At 72.5% G+C, this 13,673-nt stretch carries 12 protein-coding genes and 1 tRNA gene; 7 read left to right on the top strand and 6 right to left on the bottom strand.

The window, feature by feature from the left end:
• The first annotated feature begins 39 nt into the window (after positions 1-39).
• Positions 40-3,771 carry a lamin tail domain-containing protein gene (locus AA0005_RS00885; protein ID WP_413451553.1) on the top strand — a complete coding sequence of 1,244 codons (3,732 nt, stop codon included), beginning with the start codon at positions 40-42 and terminating at the stop codon, positions 3,769-3,771.
• A 51-nt stretch (positions 3,772-3,822) separates the two neighbouring features.
• On the opposite strand, the gene AA0005_RS00880 is transcribed toward AA0005_RS00885, so the two are convergent.
• Complete coding sequence (locus tag AA0005_RS00880) at positions 3,823-4,614, bottom strand: SDR family NAD(P)-dependent oxidoreductase (protein WP_413451552.1); 792 nt, start codon at positions 4,612-4,614, stop codon at positions 3,823-3,825.
• Positions 4,615-4,735: 121 nt separating this feature from the next.
• Between AA0005_RS00880 and AA0005_RS00875 the strand changes: the two genes are divergently transcribed.
• Both AA0005_RS00875 and AA0005_RS00870 read left to right on the top strand, forming a co-directional pair.
• Positions 4,736-5,236 (top strand): MarR family winged helix-turn-helix transcriptional regulator, encoded by a 501-nt coding sequence (locus tag AA0005_RS00875; protein WP_413451551.1) that lies wholly within the window; start codon positions 4,736-4,738, stop codon positions 5,234-5,236.
• A 102-nt stretch (positions 5,237-5,338) separates the two neighbouring features.
• A tRNA-Arg gene (locus tag AA0005_RS00870) sits at positions 5,339-5,411 on the top strand.
• A gap of 123 nt (positions 5,412-5,534) precedes the next feature.
• Here AA0005_RS00870 and AA0005_RS00865 read toward each other — a convergent pair.
• A complete protein-coding gene (locus AA0005_RS00865; protein WP_413451550.1) occupies positions 5,535-7,082 on the bottom strand; it encodes a hypothetical protein in 1,548 nt (515 codons plus the stop codon).
• 117 nt (positions 7,083-7,199) lie between these two features.
• Between AA0005_RS00865 and AA0005_RS00860 the strand changes: the two genes are divergently transcribed.
• A complete protein-coding gene (locus tag AA0005_RS00860; RefSeq protein WP_413451549.1) occupies positions 7,200-7,754 on the top strand; it encodes a pyridoxamine 5'-phosphate oxidase family protein in 555 nt (184 codons plus the stop codon).
• 4 nt (positions 7,755-7,758) lie between these two features.
• Here AA0005_RS00860 and AA0005_RS00855 read toward each other — a convergent pair whose 3' ends face one another.
• Genes AA0005_RS00855 through AA0005_RS00845 form a run of 3 tightly spaced genes read right to left on the bottom strand, consistent with a single transcriptional unit; the run spans position 7,759 to position 10,033 of the window.
• Positions 7,759-7,938, bottom strand: coding sequence for a hypothetical protein (locus AA0005_RS00855; RefSeq protein ID WP_413451548.1), 180 nt, complete (start codon positions 7,936-7,938; stop codon positions 7,759-7,761).
• Positions 7,938-9,308, bottom strand: coding sequence for an FtsX-like permease family protein (locus AA0005_RS00850; RefSeq protein WP_413451547.1), 1,371 nt, complete (start codon positions 9,306-9,308; stop codon positions 7,938-7,940). The genes AA0005_RS00855 and AA0005_RS00850 overlap by 1 nt, the downstream gene beginning before the upstream one ends.
• Positions 9,305-10,033: an ABC transporter ATP-binding protein gene (locus tag AA0005_RS00845; protein WP_413451546.1), complete on the bottom strand. Its 729-nt coding sequence runs from the start codon at positions 10,031-10,033 to the stop codon at positions 9,305-9,307. Before AA0005_RS00845 ends, AA0005_RS00850 begins: the two co-directional genes overlap by 4 nt.
• Before the next feature lie 173 nt (positions 10,034-10,206).
• Between AA0005_RS00845 and AA0005_RS00840 the strand changes: the two genes are divergently transcribed.
• From AA0005_RS00840 to AA0005_RS00830, 3 genes are all read left to right on the top strand, one after another.
• Positions 10,207-10,479 carry a Rho termination factor N-terminal domain-containing protein gene (locus tag AA0005_RS00840; protein WP_413451545.1) on the top strand — a complete coding sequence of 91 codons (273 nt, stop codon included), beginning with the start codon at positions 10,207-10,209 and terminating at the stop codon, positions 10,477-10,479.
• 111 nt (positions 10,480-10,590) lie between these two features.
• Positions 10,591-11,046 (top strand): MarR family winged helix-turn-helix transcriptional regulator, encoded by a 456-nt coding sequence (locus tag AA0005_RS00835; RefSeq protein WP_413451544.1) that lies wholly within the window; start codon positions 10,591-10,593, stop codon positions 11,044-11,046.
• On the top strand, positions 11,046-12,704 hold the full coding sequence (locus tag AA0005_RS00830; protein WP_413451543.1) for an MDR family MFS transporter: 1,659 nt from the start codon (positions 11,046-11,048) through the stop codon (positions 12,702-12,704). Before AA0005_RS00835 ends, AA0005_RS00830 begins: the two co-directional genes overlap by 1 nt.
• On the opposite strand, the gene AA0005_RS00825 is transcribed toward AA0005_RS00830, so the two are convergent.
• Positions 12,701-13,660 (bottom strand): alpha/beta hydrolase, encoded by a 960-nt coding sequence (locus tag AA0005_RS00825; RefSeq protein ID WP_413451542.1) that lies wholly within the window; start codon positions 13,658-13,660, stop codon positions 12,701-12,703. The two genes, AA0005_RS00830 and AA0005_RS00825, sit on opposite strands and share 4 nt — an antisense overlap.
• Positions 13,661-13,673: the final 13 nt, after the last annotated feature.

Here is a 13,673-nt window from a genome sequence, read left to right as displayed (position 1 = left end):
CAGGTACACACCTGCCCAGCTCACGACCGAAAGGACGTCATGCTCCGTCGACAGGACCGGCTCTCCCGCGCCGGCCGCGCGCTGCTCGCGGCCGGCGCCGCGGGGGCGGTGACGCTGGGGGCCGCGCTCCCGGCAGCCGCGCTGCTCCCCATGCGCTACGACATCGAGCCGGGGTCGCCCGTGCTCATCAGCGAGGTCGCCAACGGTGGCGCGGGCGCCACGACGCAGGCCAACCGCGACTCGTCGAAGAACTTCATCGAGCTCACCAACTACGGCGACACCCCGATGGACATCTCGGGGTGGAAGGTGTTCCGCTGCGGGCAGACCGGCGGGGGGTACGGGCCGCAGGCCGTCGTCGCCGCCGGCACCGTGCTCCAGCCCGGGGACCAGTACACGACGGCGCGGGAGGGCTCCGGCTACGCCGCCGACTCCTACTTCGACACGAGCCTGCACGAGTTCGGTTTCGGCGCGTTCATCGAGGACGCGAGCGGCCAGCGGGTGGACGCCATCGGCTTCTACCACGAGGACATCGCCACTGACTGCGACGTCGAGGGCCAGTGGCTGCAGCGCGGCCTGCAGCACCGCCTGGACGAGTCGCACCAGCGCGTGGGCAACACCGGCGACATCGAGCAGGACTGGGTCGTCGCGCCCCGCACCGTCGACGCCCCGAACGTCACCGCGCACGACGTCGCCACCGTCGACAACGGGCTGCGCTTCTCCGAGCTCAACAGCAGCGGCTCGCAGAGCACCACCGACCAGTACGTCGAGATCACGAACTACGGCGACGCCCCGGTCGACATGAGCGGCTACCAGCTCTTCCGCTGCGGCGAGAACGGCACCCAGTACCTCCAGATCGGCGCGCTGCCGGACGGCTCGGTCCTCGCGCCCGGCGACAGCTACCTCGCCGCGCACGCGGAGGGCGCCTACGCGGCGGAGGCCGACGTCACCTACGGCACCGCGATGCACTGGCGCGACTTCGGCGTCACGCTCCTCACGGCCGCGGACGAGATCGTCGACCGGGTGGGCGTCTACAGCAACCGCAACAGCCCGTGCACCGCCGGCTCCCCGGTGGACGAGAAGCTCAACCACTTCGACGGCACCACCTACCAGCGGGTCTCGGACACCGGGGACAACAGCACCGACTTCGTCGTCACCGCCACCCGGACCCCCGGGACCGAGGACCCCACGACCGACTACGCCCCGGCCCCCGGGTTCACCGGCCTGCAGGACGTGCGCCTCAGTGAGGTCGCCCCCGCCGGCCCCGCGGGCACGGAGGACGAGTTCTTCGAGCTCGGCAACTACGGCAGCCAGCCCGTCGACCTGTCCGGGTGGAGCGCCTACCGCTGCACCGGCACCGGCCAGCCCGGCATCGGCGCCCAGGTCCAGATCGCCGACCTCGGCGTCACCCTGCAGCCCGGCCAGACCTACCTCGGCGTCGCCGACGGTGCCCCGGCCGCGCTCCTCGGTCTCGCCGACGGCGTCTACGCCACCGGCCTGGACGAGACGGCCGGCTACGGCATGTACATCACCGACGCCGAGGGCCGCCTCGTCGACGCCCTCGCCTCCTACGACGTCACGGTCGACCAGTACACCCCGTGCCGCCTCGGCGAGGAGACGCGCCGGTGGACGCGGAACGACCTCGGCGAGAGCTACACCCGCGCCCAGGCACTGGGCGACAACGAGCTCGACTTCGTCGTCACCGCCGAGCGCACCCCCGGCGAGCTGCGCGACGCCGAGTACGTCGACCCGACCGTCCCGCTCGCGGGCGAGCTCGACCCGGTGAGCGTCGACACCGACCGCGTCCCCGCCACCCCCGCCGTCGAGAGCGGCGAGGACGGTGCCGTCGTGACGACGGCGGACGACGGCGGCACGTCCCTCACCGTCACCGCCCGCGTCGCGGACCTGCGCGACCCCGACGTCGTCGTCCGTCAGGGCGTGAGCCCCGACGCCGTCCCCGCCACCCTCGAGGTGCCCGGCGAGGAGGTCGTCCCGGAGGCGGGCGAGGTCACCGGCACCGACGGCTTCCCCTTCCACCGCTTCGAGGTGCCCGCCGACGGTCCCGTCGAGGTCGTGTGGACCGGCACCGCCACCCCGCGCAACGAGCTCCAGCTCCTCCTGTGGGCGGACGGCGCGTGGCAGCAGCTCGAGGGGGCCGTGCCGTCCGCGGACGGTGACGTCACGCTCGTCGGCGAGGTGCCGGCGTCGGCGGTCGTCGACGGCGTTGCGCACGTCATGGTCATTGACGGCCCGCGCACGAGCGGCGGGCTCATCGACGAGGTCGGCGTCCAGGACAACGCCTTCGTCGACCCGGGCCGCTACGACGTCGCCATCAACCACATGACCGACACCCAGTTCCTGTCCGAGGGCTTCCGCGACGTCTTCCGCCAGATGGTCACCTGGGTGGTCGCCAACGCCGACGCCCGCAACATCGGCTACAACACGCTCACCGGCGACATCATCGAGAACTGGATGAACGGCAACCACGCCGAGGAGCGCGCCGACCGCGAGTTCCAGGCAGCGCAGGACATCATGAGCCTGCTCAACGAGGCCGAGATCCCCAACGGCGTCCTGCCCGGCAACCACGACAACATGTGGGGCCACAACAACGACAAGTACAACGAGTTCTTCCCGGTGAGCATGTACGAGGGCCAGCCCTGGTACGGGGAGGCGTGGGCGCCGGGGGACAACTCCGCGCACACCGACTACTTCTCCGCCGGCGGCACCGACTTCCTCGTCGTCAGCCTGCCCTACCGGCCCTCGGACGAGCAGCTCGCCTGGGCGAGCGAGCGGGCGGCGGCACACCCGGACCACAGCGTCGTCCTCGCCGTCCACTCCTACCTGCACACGAGCGGGGAGCGCGACAGCGTCGAGCACCGCTACACCGCCACCGGCACCGCGGTGTGGGAGACCGTCGTCGCGCCCAACGACAACGTCTTCCTCGTCCTCGGCGGCCACTACCACGGTGTCTCCACGATGTACGGGGACCCGGTGACCGGTGAGCAGACCGACGCGACGGAGGTGGCGCGCGACGTCGTCGCCGTCAGCAACGTCGGTGCGTCGGGGCGCACGGTCGTCGAGATGCTCGCCGACTACCAGGGCTACCGCTCCACGCAGGAGGCCGACCCGGCCGTCACCCGCGCGGACCTGCTCGACCGCGACACCGGTTTCCAGCGGCTGCTCCAGCTCGACCTCGACGCCGGGCTCATGGCCGTCAACGCCTACTCCCCGTCGCTCGAGACCTTCGAGGCGTGGCGCTACGACGAGCCGCCCTTCCGCGGGGCGAACGCGCGCTACGACGCGACGGACGAGGAGTTCGTCGTCGAGGTGGACCTCGTGCGCTCGACGACGCTGCGGCCCACGGTCTTCGCGGTCACCGGCCCGGCCACGGAGCTCGCTCCGGTCACCGCTGCCCCGGGCGAAGCCGTCGCGGTTCCGCTTCCAGCGGCCGACGTCGACCAGCTGTGGTTCGCCCGCGTGGCCGACGACGACGGCAACGTCGTCACCTCCGCACCCACCGTCCTCCCCGCCGTCGTCGACGAGCCCAGCACACCCGGGCAGGACCCGACGGACGGCACCGACGACGACGGCGCAGGGCCGGGTGACGTCGCCGGCGGCGGCGCGGGTGACGACGCGGCGGGCGGAGACACCGCGGCCGGTGGTATCCGGCTGCCCACCACCGGCGCCGCCGTGGCGGGACTCGTGCTGCTCGCGGCGCTCGCCGTGGTGACGGGACTCGTCGTGCGCCGTCGGGCAGGAGCCGGCGCGGCCTGAGACGAGTGGTGCCCCGGGCGTCGGCAGTGACGTCCGGGGCACCGCGCCTGCTCAGAGCACGGTCGTGAGGACCCCGCCGTCGGCGCGCACCGCCGCGCCGTTGGTCGCCGAGGCGAGCGGGCTTGCCAGGTAGGTCGCGAGGTGGGCGATCTCCGCGGGCTCGATGAACCGCTGGAGGAGGGAGGTCTGGTTCCCAGCCGCGATGGCCTCCTTCAGGGCGGCCTGCGGCACACGCTGCGCCTCGGACAGCTCGGTGACCGCCTCCGCGACGCCGTCGGAGTAGGTCGGCCCGCCGAGGATCGAGTTCACGGTGACCGCGGTGCCCTTCGTCAGCTTGGCCAGGCCGTTGCCCAGCGCCAGCATGGCCGCCTTCGTCGCGCCGTAGTGGACCATGTCGGCGGGCACGTTGACGCCCGACTCGCTCGCGACGAACAGGATGCGGCCCCAGCCCCTGTCGAGCATCCGCGGCAGGAGGTGTCGCGAGAGGCGGACGCCGCTCATGACGTTGACGTCGAAGTAGCGCTGCCAGTCCTCGTCCGACACCTCCGCGAACGGTGCGACCTCGAAGAGGCCGACGTTGTTGACGAGGATGTCGACCTCACCGAGCTGTGCCACGAGGTCCGCCACCTGCTCCGGGTCGGTGAAGTCCGCGGCGGTGCCCGACACGTCCGCACCCGGGACGGTGGCCTGCAGTGCGGCCACCGAGGCTCGGACCCGGTCGCCGTCACGGCCGTTGATGACGCACGAGGCTCCCTCACGGAGCAGCGCCTCCGCGATCGCGTACCCGATCCCCTGGGTCGACCCGCTGACGAAGGCGGTCTTTCCCGACAGCTGCACATCCATGACTCACACCGTTCTCACGTTTTGATTGACTTGCTCAAGCAAGTGAACGCTACGGACGCGTCGCTTTCCCAGTCAAGTCATCGCGGCGTGTGGGCATGCTCGGGTCACGTACCCTGCTGCCATGTCGGAGCCCAGCGAAACCGCCGCACTCAGCGGTGAGGACCTCGAGACCTGGGCCTCCCTCGCGACCGTCCTGGAGTGGCTGCCGGCTGCGCTCGATGCCCAGCTGCAGCGCGAGGCCGGCCTCACGCACTTCGAGTACGGCGTCATGTACGCGCTCGCCGGCGCCCCGGACCGCACGCTGCGGATGAGCGTCCTGGCGGGCTACGCCAACAGCACGCTGTCCCGACTGTCGCGGGCGGCGGCGCGGCTGGAGTCCAAGGGCTGGCTCCGGCGGACGACCGACCCCACCGACGGGCGCTACACGCTCGCCCACCTCACCGACCTGGGGGTGCAGAAGGTCGACGAGGCGACCCCGGGCCACGTGGCCACGGTCCGGCGCCTCGTGCTCGAGCCGCTGACACAGGCCCAGCGCCGCAGCCTGCGAGAGATCGACAGGCGCATCATGCGCTCGATCCGCGACGACGACGGATGGCACCCGCCGTCGGGAGCGGCCGGTTGAGGCACGTGCTCGCGTGTCGGAACTCACGCCATCGGGAGGGGGTCTGGGATTTCCCCCTGCGGAGCCTGACGGCTATGCTCGTTCTCGGCCCTCCGGGGTCATGCGCCCGTAGCTCAATGGATAGAGCATCTGACTACGGATCAGAAGGTTGGGGGTTCGAGTCCCTCCGGGCGCGCTTCGCTTGAGACAGCGATGAGAAACGGCCCCACTCCGGTGGGGCCGTTTCTCGTTCCGGGCGCAGATGACGCAACGGGCGCGGCCGGCCCGCGCGGCCCGACCGCGCCCGTCTGACGCCAGCTCAGCGGCGGATGCCGATGCCGTCCGTGCCGTCGCCGTCCCAGTCGCCGACCAGCGTCGTGTCACCGACGTGGCCGTAGACGACGACGCGGTCCGCGTTGCCGCCGCGGATCGCGTTGTTCACGTGGTACTCCCGCCCGCGGCGCACCGTGAGGGTGTCGCGGCCGTTGCCGTCCCAGTCGCCGACGTACACGTCGTCGCCCTCCCGGCCGTAGGCGATGACGTGGTCGGCGTTGCCGCCGTTGAGGGAGTTCTTCAGGTGGTAGACCCGGCCGCGGCGCACGGCGAAGGTGTCGCGCCCGTCCCCGTCCCAGTCGCCGACGAGGACGGTGTCGCCCGGGCGTCCGTAGTGGATGACGCGGTCCGCCTGGCCGCCGGCGACGGAGTTCTTCACGTGGTACTCCTTGCCGCGGCGCACCGCGAAGGTGTCGACGCCGTCGCCGTCCCAGTCGCCGACGTGCACGGCGTCCTCCTCGCGGCCGTAGTGGATCACCCGGGTGGGGTTGCCGGCGGTGTTGGTGTCGCGGATGTGGAAGGCCCGGCCCACCCGGTAGGCGAGGGTGTCGCGCCCGTCGCCGTCCCAGTCGCCGACGTAGGTGCGGCTGACGCCCGTCCCGTACGGGAAGATGTGGCTGGCCCGACCCGAGAAGTCGTCGGCCAGGTGGTAGGTGTTGCCCGAGCCGCCGACCCCGCCGTCCACGGCGGAGGTGGCCGCCGGGGCCGCTCCCAGGTGCTGGGTGATCTCGCGGTCCATGATGCGGGGGAAGTGTCCCGGGCGGACGTGGCCCAGGCCGGCGGGCCAGGTCGCGTCGGTCCGGAAGCCGGCCTTGCGGTACCAGTCGTAGCCGCCACGGGCGCCCCACCGCTGGGCGGTGATCGCCTCGTGGTCGGCCGTGCCGGTGTCGAAGGACACGACGGTCGAGCTCTTGTACCCGGCGGAGAACCGGGGGGTGCTGATCGGCGCCCCGCCGTACGAGATCGCGACGGCGAGGTCCACCGAGTGCGCCTCGCCGTGGGCGGGCAGGAAGTACCGGGTGGTCCACTGGGCGCCGGAGGAGTACCCGCCGATGACGATCCGGTCGAGGTCGATGTTGTACTGCGACTTCACGTGGGAGACGAGGTCGGAGGACCAGCGCGCTTTGCCGGGGCCGTGCGCGACGTCGAACCAGCAGTTGTCGGCGCCGTCGCAGTCCGGACCGGGCGCCTCCGGCGTCAGGAGCACCATGTTGTGCTTGCGGGCGACGGCGACGAGCCCGTTGCCGCCGTCGGCGTCGAGGAGGTGGTCGTTGTTCGGGTTGTCGATCCCGTACCCGGCGGAGCCGTCGGTGTAGACGAGCAGGCCCACCGGCCGTGACCAGTCCAGGCCGCGGGCAAAGATGTGGTAGCTCGAGCGGTAGCCGCTGGAGGAGAAGGGGACGTCGAGCCGGTCGCTGAGCGGTCCGCCGGAGCCGCCGGAGGACTGGGCGCTCGCGGGCGCCGCGACGCCGGCGGCGAGGAGGCCCAGCGCCGTGAGGGTGACGAGCAGGGCGCGGGTGAGACGGCGGAACACAGGTACTCCAGGGGGAACGACTCCGGGGACGGGGTGCCCCTGTCGTTACCCATCGGCGGCCGCGGGAGGCCGGTGAGGAGGTGTGGTTCAGGTCATCGCGCCTGTCACACTGGCGGCATGGCGAAGCAGTTCCCGAGCATCTCCGCGGAGCACCGGTCCTTCATCGAGCGTCAGCACATGTACTTCGTCGGCACGGCGGCGCGTGACGGCCGGGTCAACGTGTCCCCCAAGGGCCTGGACTCCCTGCGCGTCCTCGGCCCCAACCGGGTCATGTGGCTCAACGGCACGGGCAGCGGCAACGAGACCGCCGCCCACATCCTCGACTCGCCCCGCATGACCGTCATGTTCTGCGCCTTCGAGGGCAAGCCGCTCATCATGCGGCTCTACGGCACCGCCGTTGCCATCCACGAGGGTGATCCGGGCTGGGAGGAGGCGCTCGCGCACTTCCCGCCGATGGGCGGGGCCCGCAACGTCTTCGACCTCGAGGTGGACCTCGTCATGACCTCCTGCGGCTTCGGGGTGCCGCTCTACGACTACGTCGACCAGCGCACCCTCATGCCCTCGTGGTCGGAGAGGCGCAGCCCGGAGGCCATCCGCGCCTACCAGCAGCAGAAGAACCGGGTGAGCATCGACGGCCTGCCCACCGGCCTGCCGCAGGTCCACCCCGCGTAGCGGCTCAGCCGAGCGCGTCGCCGGTGAGCTGGGCCGACAGCCACTCGTAGACGTCCCGCCAGACGCCGCCGAGACCGGTGGCCACGAGCGCCGCGACCACCGCGCAGCCCAGGATGAAGGCGGCGAGCAGCAGGAGCGCCCGGCGCAGCCGGTGCTCGACCTCCTCGACCGGCATGGGGACCATCACGCCCTCCCCTCGGCCAGCACGCCGCGCAGCACGGTGCGGGACGTCGTCACCCCGAGCCGGACGAGCAGCACCCCGCCGACGATGCTCGCGGCCGTCACGAGGACGGAGACCGGTGCCGTGACGACGGCGATCCCCACGAGCGGCAGGACGAGGGTCGCCGACGCCGCCACCGAGATCACCGTGACGACGACGAGCGGCTTCATGACGGTGCGGCGCTGCGCCGCGACCATCGTGCCCTCCGGCATCCCGAGCCGGTCGAGGCTGCGGTAGAGCTCGGCGCGGTCGAGCACCTCCGCGGCCTGGGTGACCCCGGCGGACACCGCGACCATGAGGAAGGTGGCGACGAGCGTGATGAGGATGCCCGTCTGGACGTCGACGAGGAGCAGCTGGTCGTCGCGGCTGCTCATGTCCGCCGTCATCCCCATGACCGCGATCCCGCTGCCGGCGACGACGGCGATGAAGCAGGCCATGACGACCCCGCTCACCTGCCGCCACACCGCCTTGGGGGACTGCGCCATGCTGCGGGCGGCGAGCAGCTGCTCCGGGGTGTGCGCCCGGCGCAGCTGCCGGCGGGCGAGCCGCGCGACCACCCACGGGCCGAGGACGTTGAGCACCGCGAGCACGCCCCCGAAGCCGCCGAGGAGGACGGCCATCATGACGGCGAGGTCGGCGTAGCTGCCCTGCATCGCCAGGGCGGCACCGCCGATGACGACGACGCTGACGGCGAGCCGCACCCACCCGAGCTTCGGCACGTCCGTCCGGCGCCGGACGCCGAGCGGGGAGATGCTCACCTGCCGCAGGCCGACGACGGCGCTCACCGCGGCGAGGAGGACGACGGCGGCCACCGCGAGCAGGACGACCCACGGCGCCAGCCAGAAGGCGCTGCCGATGGGCTCCCCGCGGAAGTGGATGAGCTGGACGAAGGGGGCGAGGATGACGTACCCGACGACGCTGGCGAGCGCCCCGGTCAGGGCGACCATCGCGGCCTCGAGCACGGTCATCCTCGCGACCGTCGCCGTCGTCGCCCCGAGGAGGCGCAGCGTGGCGAGGCGGTCGTCGCGTCGCCGGGCCGAGAGCCGCGCCGCGGCGCCGCCGAGGGAGGCGAGGGGGACGACGAGCAGGACGACGGCGAGAGCCGCGAAGAGCTGGTAGGAGAGCGCGTAGCTGTCCTCCCACTGGAGGAAGGACAGCGCGCCGGCCAGGACGATGAGGAGCAGCGCCGTCGTCGCGGCGAAGGCGACGACCGGCAGGAGGAGCACCGCGGAGCGGGCGCTGCCGCGGCGGGCGAGCAGCATCCCGACCGGGAGCACCACGCCGTTGTCGCCGCCGGCGGGAGGCGGGGGCGGGGGTGTCGTCGTCGTGCTCATGAGCGCGAGTCCCCGACGACGCGCCCGTCCCGCAGGCGCAGGACGCGCGAGCACTGGGCGGCGACCGTCTCGTCGTGCGTGACGACGACGAGCGTGCGGCCCGCCCCGGTGGTCGCATGGAGCAGGGCCTGCATGACTTCGCGGGAGGTGTCGCTGTCGAGGGCGCCGGTGGGCTCGTCGGCGAAGACGACCTCCGCACCGGTCACCTGCGCGCGGGCGATGGCGACGCGCTGGGCCTGCCCGCCGGAGAGCTGGCCGATGCGGCGGTCCTCCATCCCGGCCAGGCCGAGGTACTGCAGCCAGATGGCCGCGTGGTGCTCGGCGGCCGGCCGCCCGACCCCCTGGAGCATGAGCGCCATCGCGACGTTCTCGACGGCGGTGAGCTCGGGGATGAGCAGGCCCTCCTGGAAGACGAAGCCGAGGCGCTCGCGGCGCAGCCTGGAGCGCTCGGCGTCGGACAGGGAGCTGACGACGACGGGCCCGTGGCTCGTCGCGAGCATCACCTGGCCGCTGCTCGGGCGGACGATCCCGGCGAGGCAGTGGAGCAGCGTCGTCTTGCCGGAGCCGGAGGCTCCCATGACGGCGACCGACTCCCCGGCACGGAGGTCGACGTCGACGCCGGCCAGCGCCGTCGTCATCCCGTAGGTCTTGGTGAGCTGACGGGCGCTGAGGACCGGCACCGCGACGGTGCTGGGTGGCGGCGGGGTGGGGGCGTGGGCTGTCATGGCTCCAGCGTCCGGCCGCGGCCACCCGCGGCGCGTCGGGCGGGGGACTGATCGTGCGCCGTCGCCGTCCGCTCCGGGGTGGAGGCCGTGTCCACCGACGGGTGGACATGCTGCGGGTGCAGGGACGGCGGGACGGGCGGATGCTGGGAGCCCCGACGAGAAGGAGGCGGCACATGCCCGGCAAGCAGGATCCCGGCCCCAGCGTCAAGGACAAGGAGCTCTACGAGTCCCTGCGCGACGAGGGGAACTCCAAGGAGAAGTCCGCGCGCATCGCCAACGCGGCGGCCAACAGCTCGCGCAGCGAGGTGGGGGAGAAGGGCGGCCAGTCCGGGTCCTACGAGGACTGGACGGTCGACGACCTCCAGGACCGCGCCCGCGAGATCGGCGTTGAGGGCCGCTCGAGCATGAACAAGGACGAGCTCATCAAGGCCCTGCGCAACCACTGACACGCTGTTCGCGAGAGCGGGCGCGAGAGGGGACCTTGGTCCCGGGCGTGGGCGACTTCACCGTGCTCAGGGATAGATGCATGCTGCATGTAAGAATTACCGTGGGTCATCGTGACCGCAGCCCAGCACGACGGCCTCGAGGGCCTCATCGACGCCCTGGCCGACCTCACCCGTCGCCACCGCAACCTCACCGTCCGCCTTGCTCGCGAGTCGGGCCGACCCGCCTCCCAGGTGGCCGTCCTCGCCTCTCTCGCCCGGCAGGGGGAGTGCCGCATCGCCGACCTCGCCGAGGACCTGCTCGTCGACCCCTCGGTCGTCAGCCGGCACGTCAGCCCGCTGGAGCAGGACGGCAGCATCGAGCGCCGCCAGGACCCGGCCGACGCGCGCGCCGCGCTCCTGCGCCTCACGCCCACGGGTGAGGAGGCGCTCACCGGGATCCGTGAGCTGCGCCGTCGTCATCTCGAGGCCGCCCTCGCGAACTGGAGCGAGTCCGACGTCGCCCAGCTCAACGACGTGCTCGGCACCGTGTCCCGCCTGCTCGGCGCGGCCCAGGAGGTGACGCGCTGATGGCGCGCCCCGACCGCATGCCCCGCCCCGGCCGCCGCACGCCGGAGGAGGAGGCCAAGCACCGCGAGGTCATGAAGGTCTTCACCGGCCTGCTGCTCGCGCTGTTCGTCGCCATGCTCTCGGGCACGATCGTCGGCAACGCGCTGCCCGTCATCATCGCCGACCTCGGCGGCACCCAGCTGCAGTACACGTGGATCGTCACCGCGGCCCTCCTCGCCTCGACGGCGAGCACCCCGATCTTCGGCAAGCTCGCCGACCTCTTCGACAAGAAGAAGCTCCTCCTCCTGGCGATCGGGCTGTTCAGCCTCGGCTCCCTCCTCGCCGGCTCCGCGCAGGACGCCGGCACGCTCATCGCCTACCGCGCGATCCAGGGCGTGGGTATGGGCGCGCAAATGGCCCTCGTCCAGACGACGATCGCCACGATCATCTCCCCGCGTGAGCGCGGCCGGTACAACGGCTACATGGGCGCCGTCATGGCGGTCGCCACCGTCTCCGGCCCGCTCATCGGTGGCGTCATCGTCGACACCCCGTGGCTGGGCTGGCGCTGGTGCTACTGGAGCGCCATCCCGTTCTCGCTCATCGCGATCTGGGTGCTGCACCGCCGCCTCGAGGTGCCCCCCAGCACCCGCCGCAAGCCGAAGATCGACTACTGGGGCTCGGCGCTCATCATCCTCTCGGTGACCCTGCTGCTCCTGTGGCTGTCCTTCGTCGGGACGAACTTCGCGTGGGTGTCTTGGCAGTCCGCCGCGATGGTCGGCGGGGCGATCCTCGGGACGGTCGCCTTCGTCCTCGTCGAGCTGCGCGCCGCCGAGCCGGTCGTGCCGATGTGGATCATCACCGAGCGCACCACCGCGCTGAGCATCGTCGCGAGCTTCGCCGTCGGCACCGTCATGTTCGCCGCCCCGGTGTTCCTGGGCCAGTACTTCCAGATCGGCCGCGGCTACGGGCCCGCGGAGTCGGGCCTGCTCATGGTCCCGATGATGCTCGGCGTCTTCATCGCCTCGACGATCGCCGGCCGCCTCGTCAGCCAGCGCGGCACGTGGAAGCGCTACGTCGTCGGCGGCATCGCGATCCAGGCCGTGGGTGTCGTCCTCATGGCGACGGTCGGGGTCGACACGCCCCTGTGGCTGGTCGGCATCTACCTCGCGCTCATGGGCGTCGGGCAGGGCGCCTCGATGCAGAACCTCGTCCTCGCCGTCCAGAACACGGTCGCGCTCAAGGACATGGGCGCCGCGAGCTCCGCCGTCGCCTTCTTCCGCTCCCTCGGCGGTGCGATCGGCGTCCAGGTGCTCGGTGCCGTCCTCTCCGCGCACATCACCACGCTGCTCGTCTCGCGGCTCGCCGACGCGGGCCTGCCGACGGACATGGCCGGCGGCGGCGGGAGCCTCGACGTCGCGTCCCTGCCCGACGACGTCGAGGCGATCGTCCGCAGCGCCTACGGCGACGGGATGGACCTCATCTTCCTCATCATGGGTGTCCTCGCCGTCCTCGCCCTCGTCGCCGCGGTCCTCATGAAGAACTCGACCCTGCGCGACACCGTCGACATCGAGGTCAAGCGCGCGGTCGACGACGTGCGGCAGGCGGGCGAGGCGTCCGGCACCACCGTCCGTGGCACGGACGACGACGGCGAGGGCCCGGTTCCCGGCCCGGTCCGCTAGGTCCGGCGCGAGGCCGCGAGCCGCTCCGTCACCCACTCGACGGCGGTGCGCTCGTAGGCCTCGCGGGCCGGCGCGGGGGACAGGGCGAGGTCGTGGACCCCGCCGTGGACCTGGACCACGCTGACGTCGTGGCCCAGGCGCGGCGCCCGGTCGACCATGTGCCGCACGTCGAGGACGCAGTCGGCGCTGCGCAGCTCCTCCGCGGTGGGCGCGGACGGCGAGCCGGAGCGGGTGGAGCAGCACAGCAGGACCGGCGCATCGACGGCCAGCCCGCGGGCCAGGCGGGCGTGCTCGCGGCGGACGCTGGCGAACATGCCCGCCCGCATGGGGAAGCCCTCGACCGGCTTCCACGCGAGGTCGTAGTCCCAGCCCTGCTCGCGCAGCCAGCGGCCGTACTGGTCGCCGAGGTGGCCGACGACGACGCTCGGCAGCCACCGGGCGAGCAGCCGGACCAGCGGGGTGAGGAGCACCCGCTCGGTCCACGGCCCGTTGTGCTCGACCCACGGGCTGTTGAGGACGAGGGCGTCCACCTGCCCGGGGTGCCGGTCGGCCCAGCTCGCGGCGATGAGCCCGCCGGTGGAGTGCCCGAGCAGGACGACCTGCTCGTGGCCGTCGGCCCGGATCGCGTCCAGCGCGAGGCCGATCTCCTCGTCGTGGTGGCGCAGGTCGCGCACGTCCCCAGGGCGGCTGCGCTCGCCGATCGCGCGCCCGCTCGTGCGCAGGTCGAGCGCGTAGAAGTCGATCCCCGCCGCCACCCAGCGCTCGGCGTGCTTCGCCTGGAAGAAGTAGTCGGTGAAGCCGTGGAGGTAGAGGACGGCCTGCCGGCTCGTCGCCTCACGCCGGTGGACGAGCACCGCCTCGGGCCGGGGCTCGTCGGGTGTGGGGCGCAGGGTCATGCGGCGCTGGACCCACGGCTCACCGAGGACGTCCGGCGCGGGCGGGGCGAGGTGGGACATGGCCGCATCCTCG

Source organism: Georgenia phoenicis (genome assembly GCF_047302425.1).
In the GTDB taxonomy this organism is placed as follows: Bacteria; Actinomycetota; Actinomycetes; order Actinomycetales; family Actinomycetaceae; genus Oceanitalea.
This window is presented reverse-complemented; position numbering and strand designations above follow the sequence as displayed.

Excerpts from the sequence above, each read along its gene's own strand:
- AA0005_RS00840 (WP_413451545.1), top strand. The coding sequence starts at position 10,207 with ATGCCCGGCAAGCAGGATCCCGGCCCCAGCGTCAAGGACAAGGAGCTC.
- AA0005_RS00875 (WP_413451551.1), top strand. The coding sequence starts at position 4,736 with ATGTCGGAGCCCAGCGAAACCGCCGCACTCAGCGGTGAGGACCTCGAG.
- AA0005_RS00845 (WP_413451546.1), bottom strand. The coding sequence starts at position 10,033 with ATGACAGCCCACGCCCCCACCCCGCCGCCACCCAGCACCGTCGCGGTG.
- AA0005_RS00855 (WP_413451548.1), bottom strand. The coding sequence starts at position 7,938 with ATGGTCCCCATGCCGGTCGAGGAGGTCGAGCACCGGCTGCGCCGGGCG.
- AA0005_RS00825 (WP_413451542.1), bottom strand. The coding sequence starts at position 13,660 with ATGTCCCACCTCGCCCCGCCCGCGCCGGACGTCCTCGGTGAGCCGTGG.
- AA0005_RS00850 (WP_413451547.1), bottom strand. The coding sequence starts at position 9,308 with ATGAGCACGACGACGACACCCCCGCCCCCGCCTCCCGCCGGCGGCGAC.
- AA0005_RS00830 (WP_413451543.1), top strand. The coding sequence starts at position 11,046 with ATGGCGCGCCCCGACCGCATGCCCCGCCCCGGCCGCCGCACGCCGGAG.
- AA0005_RS00880 (WP_413451552.1), bottom strand. The coding sequence starts at position 4,614 with ATGGATGTGCAGCTGTCGGGAAAGACCGCCTTCGTCAGCGGGTCGACC.
- AA0005_RS00885 (WP_413451553.1), top strand. The coding sequence starts at position 40 with ATGCTCCGTCGACAGGACCGGCTCTCCCGCGCCGGCCGCGCGCTGCTC.
- AA0005_RS00860 (WP_413451549.1), top strand. The coding sequence starts at position 7,200 with ATGGCGAAGCAGTTCCCGAGCATCTCCGCGGAGCACCGGTCCTTCATC.